The sequence below is a fragment of the Kitasatospora sp. SolWspMP-SS2h genome, assembly GCF_003259315.1.
Classification (GTDB): Bacteria; Actinomycetota; Actinomycetes; order Streptomycetales; family Streptomycetaceae; genus Kitasatospora; species Kitasatospora fiedleri.
Genome location: NZ_QLLT01000007.1, coordinates 202552 through 220973, shown reverse-complemented (window position 1 = coordinate 220973; position 18422 = coordinate 202552). Strand labels below are relative to the sequence as shown.

At 74.1% G+C, this 18422-nt stretch carries 15 protein-coding genes and 2 tRNA genes; 10 read left to right on the top strand and 7 right to left on the bottom strand.

The genetic code is table 11. The features are described from left to right. Positions 1 to 18 precede the first annotated feature (18 nt). From K353_RS11085 to K353_RS11075, 3 genes are all read right to left on the bottom strand, one after another. Positions 19 to 2070, bottom strand: coding sequence for a phosphocholine-specific phospholipase C (locus K353_RS11085; protein WP_111553403.1), 2052 nt, complete (start codon positions 2068 to 2070; stop codon positions 19 to 21). A 178-nt stretch (positions 2071 to 2248) separates the two neighbouring features. Next, positions 2249 to 2884: a pentapeptide repeat-containing protein gene (locus tag K353_RS11080; RefSeq protein WP_111553402.1), complete on the bottom strand. Its 636-nt coding sequence runs from the start codon at positions 2882 to 2884 to the stop codon at positions 2249 to 2251. A gap of 3 nt (positions 2885 to 2887) precedes the next feature. Continuing rightward, positions 2888 to 4054 (bottom strand): low temperature requirement protein A, encoded by a 1167-nt coding sequence (locus K353_RS11075; RefSeq protein WP_233533502.1) that lies wholly within the window; start codon positions 4052 to 4054, stop codon positions 2888 to 2890. Between the two features lie 523 nt (positions 4055 to 4577). Here K353_RS11075 and K353_RS11070 point away from each other — a divergent pair. From K353_RS11070 to K353_RS11045, 6 genes are all read left to right on the top strand, one after another. Further along, entirely contained in the window at positions 4578 to 4934 is a 357-nt protein-coding gene (locus K353_RS11070; RefSeq protein ID WP_111553401.1) for a nitrite reductase (NAD(P)H) small subunit, read from the top strand. A 168-nt stretch (positions 4935 to 5102) separates the two neighbouring features. Continuing rightward, the gene (locus tag K353_RS11065) at positions 5103 to 5861 is read left to right on the top strand and encodes a DUF4239 domain-containing protein (protein ID WP_233533501.1); all 759 of its coding nucleotides are present in this window, start codon (positions 5103 to 5105) and stop codon (positions 5859 to 5861) included. A gap of 94 nt (positions 5862 to 5955) precedes the next feature. Beyond that, positions 5956 to 6029, top strand: a tRNA-Lys gene (locus tag K353_RS11060). Between the two features lie 139 nt (positions 6030 to 6168). Then, a tRNA-Lys gene (locus K353_RS11055) sits at positions 6169 to 6242 on the top strand. A gap of 255 nt (positions 6243 to 6497) precedes the next feature. Next, positions 6498 to 8780, top strand: a complete 2283-nt coding sequence (locus tag K353_RS11050; protein ID WP_111553400.1) for a transglycosylase domain-containing protein — start codon at positions 6498 to 6500, stop codon at positions 8778 to 8780. Positions 8781 to 8820: 40 nt separating this feature from the next. Beyond that, positions 8821 to 9840 (top strand): DMT family transporter, encoded by a 1020-nt coding sequence (locus K353_RS11045; protein WP_111553399.1) that lies wholly within the window; start codon positions 8821 to 8823, stop codon positions 9838 to 9840. Between the two features lie 51 nt (positions 9841 to 9891). Here K353_RS11045 and K353_RS11040 read toward each other — a convergent pair whose 3' ends face one another. The 3 genes from K353_RS11040 to K353_RS11030 form a co-directional block, all read right to left on the bottom strand. Next, the gene (locus K353_RS11040; protein WP_111553398.1) at positions 9892 to 10191 is read right to left on the bottom strand and encodes a YciI family protein; all 300 of its coding nucleotides are present in this window, start codon (positions 10189 to 10191) and stop codon (positions 9892 to 9894) included. Between the two features lie 106 nt (positions 10192 to 10297). Beyond that, positions 10298 to 10984 (bottom strand): signal peptidase I, encoded by a 687-nt coding sequence (lepB, locus tag K353_RS11035; RefSeq protein ID WP_146616443.1) that lies wholly within the window; start codon positions 10982 to 10984, stop codon positions 10298 to 10300. Positions 10985 to 11088: 104 nt separating this feature from the next. Beyond that, positions 11089 to 11415, bottom strand: coding sequence for a chorismate mutase (locus K353_RS11030; RefSeq protein ID WP_100838145.1), 327 nt, complete (start codon positions 11413 to 11415; stop codon positions 11089 to 11091). Positions 11416 to 11806: 391 nt separating this feature from the next. Between K353_RS11030 and K353_RS11025 the strand changes: the two genes are divergently transcribed. Continuing rightward, a complete protein-coding gene (locus K353_RS11025; RefSeq protein WP_111553396.1) occupies positions 11807 to 12232 on the top strand; it encodes an OsmC family protein in 426 nt (141 codons plus the stop codon). A gap of 365 nt (positions 12233 to 12597) precedes the next feature. Then, entirely contained in the window at positions 12598 to 14457 is a 1860-nt protein-coding gene (locus K353_RS11020; RefSeq protein ID WP_111553395.1) for a bifunctional diguanylate cyclase/phosphodiesterase, read from the top strand. A gap of 91 nt (positions 14458 to 14548) precedes the next feature. On the opposite strand, the gene K353_RS11015 is transcribed toward K353_RS11020, so the two are convergent. Beyond that, the gene (locus tag K353_RS11015; protein WP_111553394.1) at positions 14549 to 15691 is read right to left on the bottom strand and encodes an LLM class flavin-dependent oxidoreductase; all 1143 of its coding nucleotides are present in this window, start codon (positions 15689 to 15691) and stop codon (positions 14549 to 14551) included. Between the two features lie 518 nt (positions 15692 to 16209). Between K353_RS11015 and K353_RS11010 the strand changes: the two genes are divergently transcribed. Both K353_RS11010 and K353_RS11005 read left to right on the top strand, forming a co-directional pair. Continuing rightward, positions 16210 to 16821, top strand: a complete 612-nt coding sequence (locus K353_RS11010) for a hypothetical protein (protein ID WP_111553393.1) — start codon at positions 16210 to 16212, stop codon at positions 16819 to 16821. A 266-nt stretch (positions 16822 to 17087) separates the two neighbouring features. Beyond that, on the top strand, positions 17088 to 18362 hold the full coding sequence (locus K353_RS11005) for a hypothetical protein (protein ID WP_111553392.1): 1275 nt from the start codon (positions 17088 to 17090) through the stop codon (positions 18360 to 18362). The last annotated feature ends 60 nt before the right edge of the window (positions 18363 to 18422 follow it).

The window sequence follows — 18422 nt, the reverse complement described above, 5'->3', positions numbered from 1 at the left end:
TCGGATCGTTCAGCCCGTTCAGCCCGAGATCGAGGGCGCGCCGGTCTCCAGGTGGCCGGTGAACCGCTGCGACCAGCTCGCGTCCCCGCTGACCGTCACCGTGAAGTCGTACCAGCCGTTGGTGTAGGCGGCCGCGTTGAAGTAGTCGCTGGTGCGCGCCCCGGCCGCGACGGTGTACGTCCACGGGCCGTCCGAGCGGTAGGCGTTCGAGGTGACGGTGAAGGTCACCGCGGCGGTGCCGGTGTTGGCCAGCCCGAACCAGAGCGCGAGCTTGCCGGTGTCCGGCGCGGGCGCGTACGTGGCGGTGACGGCCGCGTTCTTGCCCGCGGCGGTGGCGTCGCCGGTGAAGCGGCGCAGGAAGCGGTTGGGGCCGACCACCGTCAGGTCGTACTTGCCCGCGCCGTAGCCGGTGCCGCAGTTGAAGAAGTCGCTGGTCGAGCTGGCCGGGTCGACGGTGTACTGCCAGGGGCCGCCGGAGCGGTAGGCGTTGGCGTACGCGGCGAAGTGGCTGCTCGCGGTGCCCTGGTTGGCCATCGCGATCCACACCTTCATCACCCCGCCGGAGCCGAACTCCAGGTGGTCCAGGTTGGCCACCGGCTGGTACGGCAGCGCGCGGGCCGGGCGGGTGCCCGCCTCCTGCACCGGCAGCCGGTTGTCGACCGGCGCCGGGTTGGGCAGCGGGCCGCAGGCGGCCAGGCCGATGGTCTGCGAGGTGTCGGGCAGCGCGGGCATCCCGTACACCGGGTGGGCGAAGTCGAACATGCCGGTCAGGTCGCCGGTGACCTTGCGCCGCCAGGCCGAGATGTTCGGGCAGGTCGCGGGCTTGCCGAGGGCGGCCGTCCACTTCTCCAGGAAGCGCAGCACCGAGGTGTGGTCGGAGGTCTCCGAGGAGACCCAGCCGCCGCGGCTCCACGGCGAGACCGCGATCATCGGGACGCGGAAGCCCAGGCCGATGTTGACGCCGTTGTAGAACTCGCCGGCCGTGCCGGCCGGGGCGGCCGGCGGCGGGACGTGGTCGAAGAAGCCGTCGTTCTCGTCGTAGTTGAGGAACAGGATCGTGGAGTCGAACACGGCCGGGTCGGCGTTCAGCGCGTCCAGCACGTTGTGCACGAAGTGCGCGCCGTCGGCCGGGGTCGCGTACGGGTGCTCGGAGGACGCCTGGTCCGGCACGATCCAGGACACCTGCGGCAGGGTGCCGCCCAGCACGTCGGCCCGGATCGCGGCGACGATGTCGTCCGGGGTCCGCCCGGTGGCCTTCGGGACCGAGCCCATGCCCTTGACCGCGAGCGCGCTGCCCGCCGGGGCGCCGGAGAACGTGGTGAAGTACGCGAGTGCGTTGTCGCCGTAGTTGTCGGCGGCGTTCTGGTAGACCTTCCAGCTGACGCCCGCGTGCTCCAGCGCCTCCGCGTAGGTCTGCCACTTCAGGCCGGACTCGTCGCCGCCGTCGTACGCCGGGCCGCCCGCCGTGCCCGCCGGGTCGATCTGGCCGGACCAGTGGTAGGTGCGGTTGGGGCCGGTCGCCGAGAGCACCGAGCAGTGGTAGGCGTCGTTGACCGTCCAGTTGTCGGCCAGCGCGTAGTGGAACGGGATGTCGGCCCGGGTCAGGTAGCCCAGCGTCCGCACGTTGCCCTTGGCGGCCACCCAGGCGTCCATCTTCCCGCTGTTCCACGCCTTGTGCTGGTCGCTCCAGCCGTGCGCGAGGTCGCCGTTGCACTGGGCCAGGCGCTCCGGGTCGGCGCCGCCGGCGGGCTTGGTGGCGGAGAACTGCCACGGGTACTGGCGGCCCAGCAGGTTCGGCTGGTTGAAGACGCCGTAGCCGCCGGACAGTTGGATCGTCGCCCGGTCCGCGAAGCCGCGGACGCCCTTCAGCATGCCGAAGTAGTGGTCGAAGCTGCGGTTCTCCTGCATCAGGACCACGATGTGCCTGGCGTCCGCGAGGGTGCCGGTGGCCCCCGCCGCGGCGGCCGCGGCGGGTGCCGCCCCGGCCCCGGCCGCGGTGCCGGCGACCGCCGCCCCGGCCGCCGCGCTCGCCGACAACGCCATGAACTTCCTACGGCTCAGCTCTGCCATGGTGTCCCGCCCGTCCCGTCCGCTGCTGGTGGTGTTGTCCAGACACCTTCGTGTCGAACGCCGAGCATCCTCGTCCAGGACGGGCCGCCGGGCCATGGGGCCGGAGGAAGGTTTGACGGATTGTTCACCACCGGCCGCAACAGCGGCCGGGAGGTGAACGACCGGGGGAGGGCCGCCGTCAGTCCTTCACCGCGATGCCCAGGGCCTGGGCGAACTGCGGCGCGAGGTCGAGGAGTTGGGTGGTCGAGATGACGGCGCCGCGCAGGCCCAGGTGGCCGTCGGGCAGGCCGAGGCGGACGGCGGTGCGCAGGTCGGTGTTCTTCAGCGCCGCACCGCGCAGCCGCACCTCCTCCAGCGTGCTGCCGGGGAAGGAGACGTCGGTGAGCTTGGCGTCGGCGAGGTCGACGTCCCGCAGCAGGCAGTCCTCGAACACCACGTCGCGCAGCACCGCGCCGCGCAGGTTGACCGCCTCCAGCTTGCACTGCCGGAACACCGTGCGCCGCACCGCCGAGCTGTACGCGGAGACGCCCGCCAGCACGGTGGACTCGACCTCGGTGTCCTGCCACTCGCTCTCCGCGAGGTCGACGCCCACCAGCCGCCCGCCGTGCACCCACGCCTCGTTGAACCCGGCCCGGCGCAGCCCCGCCTCCTCGATCCGCACCCCGGTGAAGGCGCACTCCAGGAAGTGCGCGCCGCCGAACTGCCCGGTCAGCGCGAGGCCGTCGAAGTGCGCGGTGTCGTACCGGGCGTCGGGACGCAGCGGGCCGGCGTGGCGGCGCAGCAGGTGGGCGTACGGGAGGTCTTCGAGGCGCACGGGTCAGCTCCGTTTCGCGGACAGGGTGAGGCCGGCGGCGACGGCGAGCGCCACCAGGAGCCCGGCCACCAGCACGCCGGACTCCCCCGCCAGCGTCGCAGCCAGCACCGACAGCGCGGCCACCGGCAGGACCGCCTGGGCGGCGCCCCGCTTGTGGTGGCGGGCGTGCAGCACCCAGACGGTGAACAGGAACAGCGCGGTGGGGACGGTCACGGCGGCGGTCGCGGCCCGCTCCGAGACGTGCGCGGCGCCCACGGCGTGCTCGACCGCGACCTCCAGGCCCGCGCCGACCGCGGCGGCCGAGGCGAAGATCAGGTAGTGGCCGTAGCCCCAGGGCAGCGCCTGCCGGTTGTCGCGCAGGTGGTCGTGGCTGTCGTCGGCGAAGTAGATCCACCAGGCGCCGAAGCAGATCAGCAGGCCGCCGGCCGCGATCGGCAGCAGTTCGGCGATCGCCTCGTGCTCGTCCAGGGCGGTCTGGATGGCGACGGTGGCGGCGGCGACCGTCTCGCCGAGCACGATGATGGTGAACAGGCCGTAGCGCTCCACGATGTGGTGCCGGTGCCAGGGCGTCTGCCGGTCCTTCTCGGCCCAGACCGGGACGGCGAGTTCGACCAGCACGCCGAGCGGGAACAGCGGGCCCTGGACGCCGTGCGGCAGGAACAGCAGCACCACCCAGAACACCTGGACGAGGGTGATCCCGGCCGCGTAGCGCAGCGCGCAGGTGCGGGCCGGCCCGCTCTCGCCGCGGGCGGCGCGCAGCCACTGGGTGACCATGGCCAGCCGCATCAGCACGTACCCGGCCACGCCGAGCGTCAGGTCCCGGTCCTCGAAGATCCGCGGGACGCCGGCCGCGAGCACCAGCACGCCGGTGATCTGCACCAGGGTGGTGAGCCGGTAGGGCACGTCGTCGACGTCGTACGCGGAGGCGAACCAGGTGAAGTTCATCCAGGCCCACCAGACCGCGAAGAAGGACATGGTGAACCCGGTGAGGGCGGTGCCGAGGTGGCCCCCGGCCAGGGCGTGGGCGAGTTCCCGGCCGGCCTGGGCGATGGCGACCACGAAGCACAGGTCGAAGAACAACTCGAGCGGGGTGGAGGCCCGGTGGGACTCGTCCCGGTCGCGGGCCAGCATCCGGCGGACCGGGCGGTAGGGGTCGGGGGCGGAGCTCATGGCGCTGCCTTCGCGGTGGGCCGCGCGGCAGGGGGCGGGCGCGGCAGGCGAGTTGGACACCGGCGATCCTGGCAGCCCGGGCCGGGCGGCGCACGCACCGTGCGCGGCACGCGGATTGTCGGGATTCCATCCGATCCGACGAGTCGTCACGCGGAGTTGACGCCGCAGTGCGCGATCCGAGTGACAGCGTGGCCCATTTCGGCGCGTGTTGCGCCGATTGCCCCTTCTGTCCGAATTCGACCGATAGATTCCTCTGTGGATGGACGGACGACGAGGGCGCTTCGCGGGCAACGCGGAAGGTCAAGGACGAGGGTGGAACGCGGGACCGGCTCCCGCGCTCCGCAGGACCCGAACTCCTCGTGATCACCGCGCTGCCCGACAGCGCCGCCCGCCGCACCGCCCCGCACTGGACCACGGGACCAACGTCCCGCCGGACCGGGCCCTTCCCCCCCTGCCCCCGGCCCGCCCCCGACGTAGCGTTCGAGGAGGAGACCCACCCGCCCGCGCCGAGGGGAGCGCCGCCATGCACCGCACCGACCCGCCCCACGCCGTCGAACTGGCCACGCCGGACGGCGACTGGATCGCCGTCTGCGACGCCCGCGCACTGGAGCCCGACTCCGGCACCGCCGTCCTGCTGCCCGACGGCGACCAGGCCGCCGTCTTCCGCACCCCGGCCGGCGAACTGCTGGCGGTCGGCAACCGCGACCCCTTCGCCGACTCCTGGTCCATCGCCGACGGCATCACCGGCAGCGTCGACGGCACCCCCACCGTCTCCACCCCCCTCCACCAGCGCCTGTTCGACCTGCGCACCGGCATCTGCCTGGACGACCCCTCCCACGCCCTCCCCGTCTGGCCCGCCCGCCTCCGCCCGCCCACCTGACCCCCCGCCCGCCCGACCGAGCGGCCGTCCGCCCGGACCCGGGCCCGGCGCCCCGGGAGGGGTCCCGGTCGGGTGGCATTGGGACTAGCTCCGCTGGCCCGGGGGCGGGCGGGCGCGGTGTGATGACCGTATGCGCACAGTCGGGCACCGAGGGCAGCGGGGGGCGTCGTGAACTGGGTCGATGTGGCGATCATGGTCGGCACGCTGGTGGGGACCGCGGCGGGGATGCTGCTGGTGCAGCGGTACGCGCCCGTCCCGGCGCGGGAGAACTGCAACGACGTGGCGGGGTTCATCTTCGCCGCGGTCGGGGCGTTCTACGCGGTGCTGGTGGCGTTCGTGGTGATCGTGGTGTGGGAGAACGCCTCGACCGCGAAGGCGACCACCTTCGACGAGGCGGACGAGCTGGCCGGGGTGTACTGGATGTCCCGGCAGATGCCGCTGCCCGAGGGCGCGGTGCTGGAGGGCCTGACGCTCAGCTACGCGCACGCGGTGGTGGACACCGAGTGGCGCGAGATGAACGAGCACCACAGCGACCCGGCGGCGACCGCGCTGATGTACCGGATCCGCGACACCGCGCTGTCCTTCGAGCCGAACGGGGACCAGCAGACGGTGATCTACGAGAACCTGGTGCAGCACGTGGACGGCCTGGCCAGCAAGCGCCGGGCCCGGCTGAACCTGATCGCGGACTGCGTGCCGCCGCTGCTGTGGGCGGCGCTGATCGCGGGCGCGGTGGTCACCATCGCCTTCACCTTCCTGTTCGGCCTCTCCAACACCTGGGCGCACCTGGTGATGGTGCTCAGCCTGGCCGGGCTGATCGCGCTGTCGCTGGTGGCGATCAAGGAGATGAACTACCCGTTCGACGGGGCGAACGCGGTGAAGCCGACCGCCTTCCAGGTGTTCCTGAACCGGCTGCCGCCGCCGCGCTGAGCCACGTCGGGCGACCGTGGGCCACGCCGGGTGACCGCGCCGTCACGATTTCGGCGGGCGGCCCGGGGCGTGTAGTGTTCTCCGGGTCAGACAGGCGCCGCTAGCTCAGTTGGTTAGAGCAGCTGACTCTTAATCAGCGGGTCCGGGGTTCGAGTCCCTGGCGGCGCACCGACGGTCGAGAGCCTCCCTCCGGGGAGGCTCTCGGCGTTCCGGGGCCCGGCCGGGTCCGACCGGCCCCGCCTGCCCGGCCCGGGAAGCCGGTTTTCGCCGCAGGTCGGGGAGCGTGTAGTGTTCTCCACGTCAGCGCGCGCCGCTAGCTCAGTTGGTTAGAGCAGCTGACTCTTAATCAGCGGGTCCGGGGTTCGAGTCCCTGGCGGCGCACCGACGGTCCGAAGGCCCCTCGCGAGAGCGAGGGGCCTTCGGCGTTTTTCCGGCCGCTCCCGCCGCGTCCCATGTCCCCGGCCCGGTGCGCTCGTTGAGAAGGGGGAGAAGAGGAAGCTAAGGGGTATTTAAAGATCGTCTTAGGAGAAATGGGACATAGGTCCCTAACATCTGACAAGTCGATCAGTCAGGCTGGCGAGGTTCACGCCGTCGCCCGAGCGAGCAGCCCGTCCGGGGCCTGCGGGAAGGTCTCCGTTGCCTCGAAAGCCCCGTGAGCGCAGTGAGCGGAAGAAGCGCACCGGCTGGCGCCGCCTGATACCCACCTGGCGGATCACCCTGCTCGGGCTGGCCGCGTCCGTGCTGCTGGGGGTCGGGCTGTTCGCCCTGGGCGTCGCCCTGGTGAAGGTGCCGGACGCGCACGCGGCCGCCACCGCCCAGTCCAACACCTGGCTGTACGCGGACGGCTCGGTGCTGGCCCGCACCGGCCAGACCAACCGGCAGAACGTCTCGCTGGACAAGGTCTCCCCCGAGGCGCAGCACGCCGCGCTGGCCGCCGAGGATCGCAACTTCTACGCGGAGGGCGCGGTCAACTTCAAGGGCATGGCCCGGGCCGCGTTCAACACCGCCTCCGGCGGCGCCACCCAGGGCGGCTCGACGATCACCCAGCAGTACGTGAAGAACGCCTACCTGAACCAGAAGCAGACCGTCAGCCGCAAGGTGAAGGAGGTGTTCATCGCGATCAAGGTGGACGCCACCCAGAGCAAGGACGAGATCCTCTCCTCCTACCTGAACACCTCGTACTACGGGCGCGGCGCGTACGGCGTCCAGGCCGCCGCGCAGGCGTACTTCGGGGTGGACGCGAGCCGACTGACCGCCGCGCAGGGCGCCTACCTGGCGACGCTGCTGAACGCGCCGAGCGCCTTCGACGTCTCCTCGGCCAGCGAGGCCGGCAAGGAGAAGGCCATGGCGCGCTGGAACTACGTGCTGGACGGCATGGTGGCGAAGAAGTGGCTGGGCGCCGAGGAGCGGCAGCACACCGCGTTCCCGGAGGTGCTGTCCCCCAAGTCGGCGCCGGGCCTGTCCGGGCAGGCGGGCTACCTGGTGGCCGCCGCCACCTCGTACCTCACCGACCGCGGCATCGTCTCGGACGCGCAGCTCGCCCAGGGCGGGTACACCATCACGCTGACCGTCGACCCGAAGAAGCAGCAGCAGCTGCAGGACTCGGTGCAGAGCCAGCTGACCGACAGCCTCAAGCCGGACAGCCGCAAGGTGGACGCGGCGGCCCAGGCGGGCGCGGTGTCGGTGGACCCGAAGAGCGGGCAGGTGCTGGCGCTGTACGGCGGCGCGGACGCCACCAAGCACTGGATCGACAATGCCACCCGCACCGACTACCAGGCGGGCTCGACCTTCAAGGCGATCGCGCTGGCCGCCGCCCTGGACTCCGGGGCGCGCACCCAGTCCGGCGAGCGGATCACCGCCGACACCGTATACGACGGCACCAACCGGCGGGCGGTGCGCGGCGCCAAGGGCACCCCGTACGCGCCGCCGAACGAGGGCGAGCACTCGTACGGGCAGATCTCGCTCCAGCAGGCCACCGACTGGTCGGTGAACTCGGTGTTCGCGCAGCTCGCGCAGGACACCGGGCTGGAGAAGGTCCGCGCCACCGCGGTGGCGCTCGGCCTGCCCGCCGACACGCCGGGCCTCAAGGCCGTCCCGTCGATCCCGCTGGGCGCGGCCACCCCGAGCGTGCTGGAGCTGGCCGGGGTGTACGCCGCCCTGGACAACGACGGGCAGCAGATCACCCCGTGGCTGGTGAAGGGCCTGGAGCTGGGCGGCGGGCAGGTCGCGCTGCCCGCGCACGACGCCACCCGGGCGATCTCCAAGGACGCCGCCCGGGCCACCACCGCGGTCCTCCGGGGCGTCATCGAGGACCAGGGCGGCACCGGCTACCGGGCCGCCGCGCTGAACCGCCCGGCGGCCGGCAAGACCGGCACCACCGACGACTCCAAGTCGGTCTGGTTCGCCGGGTACACCCCGGAGCTGGTCACCGTGGTCGGCCTGTTCGGGCAGGAGCCGGGCACCGGCAAGCAGGTCAGCCTGGACGGCGTCGGCGGCACCGGCAGCGCGGCGGGCGGCAGGTACCCGGCGCAGGTCTGGACGGCGTACATGAAGGCGGCGCTGGCCGGCCAGCCGGTCGGCGACTTCGCCGGGCCGACCCGCTCCCCGGCCGCGAGCGCCCCCACCTCCGGCCCGACCGGTTCGGCCTCTCCCAGCCAGAGCCCGGCCGCGCCGGAGGACGGGGCCGGCGGCACGCCCTCGCCGTCCGCCGGGGACGACCAGCCGACCCGCTCGCCGTCCGCCCGCCCCAGCGGCAGCGCCAGCACCGGCGCGGGCACCGGCGGGGAGGGCGGGCGGCCGACCCGCTCCCCGTCCGCCCGGCCCAGCGGCGGGGCCGACCGCAGCCCGTCCGCGAGCACCGCGCCGGGGCTCGGCGGGGCCGGGGGCCTGCTCGGCGATCAGGACCAACCGGCGGAGTAACGCCTTACGGCGGAGGGGTCCGGGCTGGCAGAATGCGGCGATGCGCAGCAGCTCGGACCCCTCCGCCGTTCCCGTCGACACCCCGGCGGCCCCCGCCCCTGCCCTGGCTCCGGCGGCCCCGGCGGCCCCGGCGGCCCCGACGCCGACGTCAGCGTCCGCGCGGCGGGCGGCTTCGCTGGGGCTGGGGCTCGCGCTGGTGTCGGCGTTCGCGTTCGGCGGTTCGGGGACGGCGGCCAAGCCGCTGATCGAGGCCGGGCTCTCCCCCGCGCACACCGTCTGGCTGCGGGTGGCCGGGGCGGCGCTGGTGCTGCTGCCGGTGGCCTGGCGGCACCGGGAGGCGGTGCTGCGGCGGCCCGGGGTGCTGCTCGGGTTCGGGCTGCTGGCCGTCGCGGGGGTGCAGGCGTGCTACTTCGCGGCGATCTCGCGGATCCCGGTGGGCGTGGCGCTGCTGATCGAGTACCTGGGGCCGCCGCTGCTGATCGCCTACGTCCGGCTGGTGCAGCGGCGGCCGGTCTCGCGGCGGGCGACGGCCGGGGCGGGCGTCGCGGTGGCGGGGCTGGCCTGCGTGGTGGAGGTGTGGAACGGCCTGTCCTTCGACCCGCTGGGCGTGCTGTTCGCGCTCGGCGCGGCCTGCTGCCAGGTCGGCTACTTCGTGCTCGCCGACGCCGGTCGGCGCGGGGAACGCCCGATCGATCCGCTGGCGGTCTCGGCGCACGGGCTGCTGATCGGCGCCGTGCTGCTGACCGCCTTCACCCGGCCCTGGGAGGCGGACTGGTCGCTGCTGGGCCACTCGGTGGCCATGAACGGGCACCGGCTGCCCGCGCTCGTCCCGGCCCTGTGGATGGTGCTGGTGGCCACCGTCCTGGCGTACCTGACCGGGGTGGTCTCCGTGCAGCACCTCTCCCCGCCGGTCGCGGGCGTGGTGGCCAACCTGGAGGCGGTGGTGGCCACCGTGCTGGCCTGGGTGCTGCTCGGCGAGCACCTCGGGGCCCCGCAGCTCGCGGGCGGCGCGCTCGTCCTGGCGGGCGCGTTCGCCGCGCAGTCGGCGAGCCGGGGCTGAGAGAGCGTCGGGCACCGGACCGGGGGTCGGCAGGCGCCGGGCCGACAGGCGTCAGGCCGGCAGGGTCTGGCGGTGGGCGGCCAGGGCGGGGGCGGTGGTGGTGGCGAGGAACTCGGTGATCCGGTACGCGGCGACCCCGGCGGGGACGAACGGGTCGGTGGCGGCGATCGCCTCGACGGCGGCGCGGTCGGGGGCGACGGCCAGGATGACGCCGCCGTCGCGCGGGACCTTGCGGCCGGAGGCGAGGAAGGCGCCGTCCGCGTAGTGCCGCTCCAGCCAGGCGACGTGGGCGGGCAGCAGGGCGTCGACCCGCTCCAGCGGGGCGGTGTAGGTCAGTTCGAGGATGAACACGTGATCATCGTACGCCGGGCCGGGGCGGACCGGGCCGGGCCCGATCAGCGGGCGTCGGCGTGCAATCGGGCCCGGCGGCCCTCGGGCGCGGGCTCGGCGGCCGGGCTCAGCGGCCGGTCCAGCCGAACCAGGTGAAGTGGCCGAGCGGCCAGACCACCGCGCTGGTGGGGCCGACCAGGTCCGCGACGGGGACGGCGCCGCCGTCCGGCCCGTCGCGGTGGTAGCGGGAGTCGGCGGAGTCGCTGCGGTGGTCGCCCTCGACCCAGACGTGGCCGGCGGGGACGGTCACCGGGCCGAAGTCGAGGCCGGAGCAGGAGTCGTCGCCGGGGTGCAGGTAGGGCTCGGTGACGGTCCTCCCGTCGACGGTGAGGGTGCTGCCCTGGCAGGAGACGGTCTGGCCGCCGGTGGCGATGACCCGCTTGACCAGGTAGTCGTCGCCGGGCGGGAGCAGGCCGACGGCGCTGAGGCCGGAGTGCACGGCGCGGGTGAAGGCGTTGCCGCTCGCGGGGGCGGGCGGCAGCCAGCCGCCCGGGTCCTTGAACACCACGGGTTCGCCGGGCTCAGGCTTCCACCCGGTCAGGGGGGCGAACTTGTTGACGGCGACCCGGTCGCCGACCTGGAGGGTGTTCTCCATCGAGCCGGACGGGATGGAGAACATCTGGAACAGGCAGGTCTTGATCAGCACGGCGACGACCAGGCCGATCACGATCATCACGGGCAGTTCCACGTACCAGGGCCGCCGCCTGCGCGGACTCCGCTCCTGGGTGGGCCCCTCGGTCACCGCAACCGACACCGACACCGCCTCCTTGGCAAGGACAGCACGCTAACCCGAGCCGGGGGCAGGGCGAAATCCGGCCCTTACCCCGCGCCGACACCCGGCCCCGGCGGAGCGGCCGCTCAGGACTCGTTGGCGATGGCCTCGTGGTGGCGGATCACCTCGGCGATGATGAAGGTGAGGAACTTCTCGGCGAACACCGGGTCGAGGTTGGCGCTGAGGGCGAGTTCGCGCAGCCGCTTGATCTGGCGGCGCTCGCGGGCCGGGTCGGCGGGCGGCAGCTGGTGCTCGGCCTTGAGGCGGCCGACCTGCTGGGTGGCCTTGAAGCGCTCGGCCAGCATGTGGACGACGGCGGCGTCGATGTTGTCGATGGACTCGCGCAGGCGGGTCAGCTCGGCCCGCACGGCGTCGTCGATCCCCGCCGGGGAGGGGGTGGGCTGGTCCGTCATGTGGGGTGGCTCCGATGCGGGATTACGGGTGGGCGCTCGGGCGCGGCGAACGGCCAATCTAACAGGGCGGGCCGGGCCGGTCCGCCCGGATGTCCCGCGCGTTCCGGCATGTGGGACGCCGTGTGGGACGGTGTGGGGGACGCCCTGCGGGACGGCGTGGAGGACGTCCGGCGGGACGGCGTGGAGGACGTCCGGCGGGACGGCGTGGAGGACGTCCGGCGGGCGGTGCCGGAACGGTGGCGCGGCGGCACCGGACCGGGTGGCCGACTCCGCGCGGCGTTCGCCCGCCGAGGGGCGGTGCGGGCCGTAGGCTGGGCGGGCCCCGGCCGGAAGTCCGGTCGCGGGCGCAGCAGTTCGACCGCTGTCCTGATCTCATGGGAGGTACCTGATCGTGGCGACGACCCGCACCGCGCACACCGAGTGGGAGGGCAACCTGCTCGACGGCAAGGGCCTGGTGACCTTCGACTCCTCCGGCGTCGGCGAGTTCCCGGTGTCCTGGCCGTCCCGGGCCGAGGGCGCGAACGGGAAGACCAGCCCGGAGGAGCTGATCGCGGGCGCGCACTCGGCGTGCTTCTCGATGGCGCTCTCGCACGGCCTGACCGGCGCCGGCACCCCGCCCACCAAGCTGGAGACCAAGGCGGACGTGACCTTCCAGCCGGGCACCGGCATCACCGGCATCCACCTGACCGTGGTGGGCACCGTCCCGGGCCTGGACGAGGCGGGCTTCGTGAAGGCCGCCGAGGACGCGAAGGCCAACTGCCCGGTGAGCCAGGCCCTGTCCGGCACCACCATCACGCTCTCCGCGAGCCTGGGCTGACCTCGGGGCGGGCCCGCCGGCCCGCCCCCCGCCCGTGCTCGCGACCCGCACACGGCGCGTGAGCGCGGGCGCACTCCCCGCAATCCGTCCTCGCCGCGGCGGTGCCGGGCCCGGCGCGCTCCGGCCGGGGCCCGGGTGGCTCGTACAGAATGTAACGGGCATGTGCGGACAACCGTCACCAATCACCCTGGCGGCGGTCGCGGACAGTGACGCCTGCGGCCTATGATCGGCGGACGTGGCCCGAGGCCGCCGACCGCTCCCCGGTCACCGGCCGGGGTCCGCGAGCGGGCACGGGCCGCCCGGCCGGTGGCCGTCCGCGAGGAGCAGCCGGCGCGACCAGTGGCAGCAGCGGACGGGAGCGTGCCGTGCCGGGCCGGAACGTCGGGACCGACGCACACCATCGGGGTGGGCGGCCCGAGACGCCGCGCCCGGGAACCGGGCCCTGCGCCGCCTGCGGCACCCCGCCGGACACCGAGGCCGAGCGGCTGGCAGCCGCCCTGCGGGCCAGCGAGTCGCGGTTCCGGGCCGCGTTCGCCGACGCCGGGATCGGCATGGCGCTGATCGACTCCGAGGACCTGGTGATCGAGGGCAACCCGGTGTTCGCGGCGATGCTGGGCCGCGAGGTGGCCGAGCTCCCCGGCATGCACATCCACCAGATCATCGAGCCGGAGGAGCCGTCCCGCAGCCGCTACCGCGAGCTGGTGCGCGGCGAGCGCGACCGGATGCGCGCCGAGAAGCGGCTCAAGCACCGCGGCGGGCGGGAGGTCTGGGGCCGGGTCACCGTCTCGCTGATCCGGGACGGCGCGGGCGAGCCGTACTACACGATGGTGATGGTCGAGGACGTCACCGAGCGCCGCCAGCTCGGCGACCGGCTCGCCTACCAGGCGCTGCACGACCCGCTGACCAGGCTGCCCAACCGGACGCGGTTCTACGAGCGGCTGGAGAGCGCGTTCAAGCCGGACGGCCGGGACGGCCCGGGCACCGGCGGCGAGGCCCGGATCGGGCTCTGCTACGTCGACCTGGACGGCTTCGCGACGATCAACGAGACGCTCGGCCACCACGTCGGCGACCAGCTGCTGGTGGCCGTCGCCGCCCGGCTGGAGCACGGCTTCGCCCGGGACGGACGGCAGTTGGTGGCCCGGCTGGGCGGCGACGAGTTCGCCGTGCTGGTCACCGGCAGCGCCGGCCACCAGCAGCTGACCCGGCTGGCCGCCGACCTGATGGAGGCCCTGGAGCGGCCCTTCGAGGTGGCCGGGCACCGGCTGACCGTCACCGCGTCGATCGGCGTGGTGGAGCGCCCGGTGCGCGGCTCCACGCCCGCCGACCTGGTCCGGGACGCCGACTCCACGCTGTACTGGTCGAAGTCCGACGGCCGCGCCCGCTGGACGCTGTACGACCGCGACCGGGGCGCCGACCAGCTCACCCGGCACCTGCTGGCGACCGAGCTGCGTCCGGCCGTGGAGCGCGGCGAGTTCACCGTCGTCTACCAGCCGCTGGTGGGCCTGGCGGACGGCGCGGTGCACGGCGCCGAGGCGCTGGTGCGCTGGAACCACCCGCGGTACGGGCTGCTGTCGCCGGACCGGTTCATCCCGCTCGCCGAGGAGTCCGGGGCGATCGTGGCGCTGGGCAAGTGGGTGCTGGAGGAGTCCTGCCGGCAGGCCCGCCGCTGGCTGGAGGAGTTCCCCGGGCAGCCGGTGCTGGTCAGCGTCAACCTGGCGCCCCGCCAGATCTGGGACTCCGACGTGGTCGCGGACGTCGCCGACGTGCTGGAGCGCACCGGGCTGCCCGCCCGCCTGCTCCAGCTGGAGATCACCGAGAGCGCGCTGCTCGGCCCGGGCGGCCGGCCGTTGCAGGCGCTGCAGGCGCTGGCCGACATGGGCGTGCGGATCGCCATCGACGACTTCGGGACCGGCTACTCCAACCTCGCCTACCTGTCCCGGCTCCCGGTGCACGCCCTCAAGCTGGACGCCACCTTCATCGAGGCGTTCCGCGAGTCCGCGCCCGGCGCGGACGGCCGGCGCCGGGCCGCCGACGAGCAGATCGTCGGCGCGATGGTGCAGCTCGCGCACGCCCTGGGCCTGACCGTCACCGCCGAGGGCATCGAGCACGCCGCCCAGGCCGAGCGGCTGCGCGAGACCGGCTGCGACACCGCCCAGGGCTGGTACTACGCCCGCCCCGGCGGCCCCGAGGTGGTCGCCGCGATGCTCCGGGACCGGCCGCGGTAGCGACCGCGGCCTCCCGGCGCGACGGGGACCGCGGCGGCGACCGGGGCGGTGGCCGGGGCGGTGGGACGTGCGGACGCGGCGCCGGACGGGCTCAGCCCGCGGCGGCGGTGAGCCCGTACGCCTCGGCGATCAGGCCGTAGGAGGCCAGCCGGTTCTCGTGGCCGTGGATGTGCGAGGTGACCATCAGCTCGTCGGCCCCGGTGCGCCGCCGTAGCGCCTCCAGGCCCTCGGCGACCTCCGCCGGGGTGCCGAGCACCACGTTCGCCAGCCAGGACTCCAGGAAGTCCTCCTCGGCAGCGGTGTAGGGGTGCGCGGCGGCCTCCTCCGGCGTCGGGATCGGCCCCGGCCGGCCCTGCCGCAGCCGCAGCATGCCCAGCCCGGCCGAGCGGGCCAGCCACAGCGCCCGCTCCCGGCTCTCCGCGGCCACCGCGCTCACCCCGATCAGCGCGTACGGCTCCTCCAGCACCTCGGACGGGGTGAAGCCCTCCCGGTACAGGTCGAGCGCGGGGACGGTGTTGGCAGCGCTGAAGTGGTGCGCGAACGCGAACGGGTAGCCGAGCCGGGCGGAGAGCTGGGCGCTGAACCCGGAGGAGCCGAGCAGCCAGACCGGCGGCCGGGACGTCGAGCGCGGCACCGCCTCCAGCCGGGCGTACGGGTGGCCGGCCGGGAAGTCGCCGTCCAGGAAGTGGGTCAGCTCGGCGAGTTGGCGCGGGAAGTCCTCCGCGCCGTCGGCCAGGCCCCGGCGCAGTGCCCGGGCGGTGCCCTGGTCGGTGCCGGGGGCGCGGCCCAGGCCCAGGTCGATCCGGCCCGGGTGCAGGGCCTCCAGCAGGCCGAACTGCTCGGCGATCGCCAGCGGGGCGTGGTTGGGGAGCATCACGCCGCCGGAGCCCAGGCGCAGCGTGCGGGTGTGCGCGCCGAGGTGGGCGAGCAGCACGGCGGGCACCGAGGAGGCCACGCCGGGCATGCCGTGGTGCTCGGCCACCCAGAACCGGTGGTAGCCCCAGCCCTCGGCGGCCCGGGCCAGCTCGGTGGTCGCGGCGAGCGCCTCGCCCGCGGTGTGGCCGGAGCCGACGGTGGCCAGGTCCAGGATGGAGAGCGGGGCGGGCGCGCGGCCCGCGGCCCGGCCGCGGATCCGGTCGGCGGCGGTGGCCGTGGCGGTGGCGGGGCCTGCGGCGGCGGCCCGGTCGGGGGCGGTGGCGGCCCCGGGGGCGGCCGGCTCCGGTGCGGTGCTCATGCGGTGCGTCCTCCTGGTGCCCCGGCCGGGTGCCCGGGCGTTCGTCGGAGCACAACCCGCCCGGCGTCCGGGCTGTTCCCGCCCCGGCGCCGGCCTTCCGGCCGCCGTTCCCACCACCGCTCCCGGCCCTCTCCCGGCCCTCTCCCGCTGCTCCTTGCACCGCTCCGCCCGCCGTCGCGCCTGACGCACCGACAGGAGGCCACGCTGCGTGGCGACTTCACGCCACAGCGAGAAGTCGCCAGGTCCGGCGGTCCGATCGGGGGCGCGGATGGGGCAGTCTGGAGATCGGCGCGGATCACGTACCGGTTCCGCGCGCCAGCGACAGATCGACGGGCTCGACCAGCGTCGTTCGATCCCACGAGCCCCCGGAGCGGCACCCCGCCCGGGGGCTCTCGCCGTTCCCGGGCCCGTGTGTGCGGTATGCCACACGGGGGTGCTTCATGCCATGAAATTTGCCCGCGCTAGCGTTGTCCCCCGTTGCAGCTGCTCCCCCCGGGCGTGCTGGAGGGAGAGACACCGTGGACCCGAACGCCGTCATCGGCCCCGCCTGGTACTGCGCGCTGGCGCTGGCCGCCGTCCTCGGTGACGCCTTCCTGCCGTTCCTGCCCAGCGGGACGCTGGTGATCCTCGCGGTGCTGAAGACCGCGCACGTGGACGGTTCGCCGCTGCTGCTGGGCGCGGGCGTGGCGCTCGCCTCCTTCCTCGGCGACCTGCTGCTGCTCAACCTGGCCCGGCGCGGCGCGCCCGCGGTGCACCGCCGGCTGGCCCGCCGGCCCCGGCTGGCCGCGAGCGTGGAGCGGGTGCAGCTGGCGCTGACCGGCCGCACCACCAGCCGGGCCGCGGCGGCCATCGTGATCGTCGCGCGCTTCATCCCGGCCGGGCGGACCGTGCTGGACCTGGCGGTGGGCCACTCCGCGAACCGGCCCTGGACCTTCCTGCGCTGGTCGGCGGTGGCCGCGGTGGTGTGGGCGGCGTACATCGTCAGCCTCGGCTGGTTGAACCTGCACTGGTTCGACACCGCCTGGCTGAGCTTCGTGATCTCCTGCGCGGCGGCCACCGCGATCAGCTCGGCGGTGGTGCAACTCGTCCGGCGGCGGCGCCGGCTGGCCGCCCTGGTCGAGAGCGAGTAGGCCGCCGCCGCGGGGCCCGGGCGGGTCCGCGACCTCGCGTTCCGTGTCTCAGGACGGCAACAAGGCGGCCGGCCCGGGAGCCGGGTGGAACCCCTCCGCGTGATGACCTGGTGAGGGTGGGCGGCATTGGACCGTCCGTCCCGGGCATGCCATCCTTGGGTGGCAATACCGTCAAATTGTCCGATTTTGCCAGAAGTTGACCCCGGGAGCCGCGTGTCGGCGCCCGGGTCCTCGTTCCGGCCGGGCCCACCGTGGCAGGGGAGACCATGAGCAGCATCTCGCGCAGGACAGTGCTGACCGCCACAGCGGCCACGGCGGCCCTCGGCGCCGTCGCGGCCTGTTCCAGCGGAGGCGGCACGGCGAACCGCCCCGGCTCCGACGCCGCCTCCGGCGGCACCGGCGGCACCGGCACCGGCAGCGCCTCCGCCGGCACCAGCCCGTCCGCCGTCAAGGGCACCCCGCTCGGCGACGGCTCCACCGCCGACACCGGCACCCAGCCCCGCCAGCCCACGCCGGAGAAGCTGAAGCCGGGTGAGACGCCGCCGCAGTTCGTGGTCTTCTCCTGGGACGGCGCCGGGGCCACCGACGACGGCCAGTTCGCCCGCTTCCTCAAGCTCGCCGAGGAGCACAAGGCGGCGATGACCTTCTTCCTCTCCGGCATCTACACCCTGCCGAAGGAGAAGTCCTCGCTCTACCACCCGCCGCAGCACCCCGTCGGCGCCTCGGACATCCCGTTCCTGTCCGACAACGCCGTCCGCAACACCATCAAGCTGATCACCCAGGCCTGGCAGGCCGGCCACGAGATCGGCACCCACTTCAACGGGCACTTCTGCTCCACCCGCTCCGACCACAACGGCGTCAACAAGTGGACCCCGGAGGACTGGGAGAGCGAGATCCAGCAGGCGGTGTCCTTCGTCACCCAGTGGCGGACCAACACCGGCTTCACCGACGTCGACCCGTTCCCCTTCGACTACAAGAAGGAGCTGATCGGCGGCCGCACCCCCTGCCTGGAGGGCCAGAAGGCGCTGCTGCCGACCGCCGCCAAGCTCGGCTGGAAGTACGACGCCAGCTCCCCCGGCGGCCTGCAGATCTGGCCGCAGAAGGTCCAGGACGGCAAGATCTGGGACTTCCCGCTCCAGGGCATCCCGTTCCCCGGCCACAACTTCCAGGTGCTGTCCATGGACTACAACATCCTGGCCAACCAGTCCGGCGGCTCCACCAAGGGCGACCCGGCGAAGTACGGCCAGTGGCGCGACCAGGCCCGCGACGCGTACCTGGCGGGCTTCGAGCGCGCCTACACCACCAACCGGGCCCCGTTCTTCGTCGGCAACCACTTCGAGCAGTGGAACGGCGGCATCTACATGGACGCGGTCGAGGAGGCCCTCCGGCAGATCGCCGACAAGCCCGACGTCCGCCTGGTCTCCTTCAAGCAGCTCGTCGACTGGCTGGAGGTCCAGGACCAGTCCACCCTCCGCAAGCTGCGCACCCTCAACGTCGGCCAGGCCCCGGCCGGCGGCTGGCAGACCTTCCTGGGCGCGTAGCGGACGGGACGGCCGGGGGCCCGGGAAGCGGAGTTCGCTTCCCGGGCCCCCGGCCGTGTC

Excerpts from the sequence above, each read along its gene's own strand:
- K353_RS11075 (WP_233533502.1), bottom strand. The coding sequence starts at position 4,054 with ATGAGCTCCGCCCCCGACCCCTACCGCCCGGTCCGCCGGATGCTGGCC.
- K353_RS11005 (WP_111553392.1), top strand. The coding sequence starts at position 17,088 with ATGAGCAGCATCTCGCGCAGGACAGTGCTGACCGCCACAGCGGCCACG.
- K353_RS11015 (WP_111553394.1), bottom strand. The coding sequence starts at position 15,691 with ATGAGCACCGCACCGGAGCCGGCCGCCCCCGGGGCCGCCACCGCCCCC.
- K353_RS11070 (WP_111553401.1), top strand. The coding sequence starts at position 4,578 with ATGCACCGCACCGACCCGCCCCACGCCGTCGAACTGGCCACGCCGGAC.
- K353_RS11085 (WP_111553403.1), bottom strand. The coding sequence starts at position 2,070 with ATGGCAGAGCTGAGCCGTAGGAAGTTCATGGCGTTGTCGGCGAGCGCG.
- K353_RS11045 (WP_111553399.1), top strand. The coding sequence starts at position 8,821 with ATGCGCAGCAGCTCGGACCCCTCCGCCGTTCCCGTCGACACCCCGGCG.
- K353_RS11030 (WP_100838145.1), bottom strand. The coding sequence starts at position 11,415 with ATGACGGACCAGCCCACCCCCTCCCCGGCGGGGATCGACGACGCCGTG.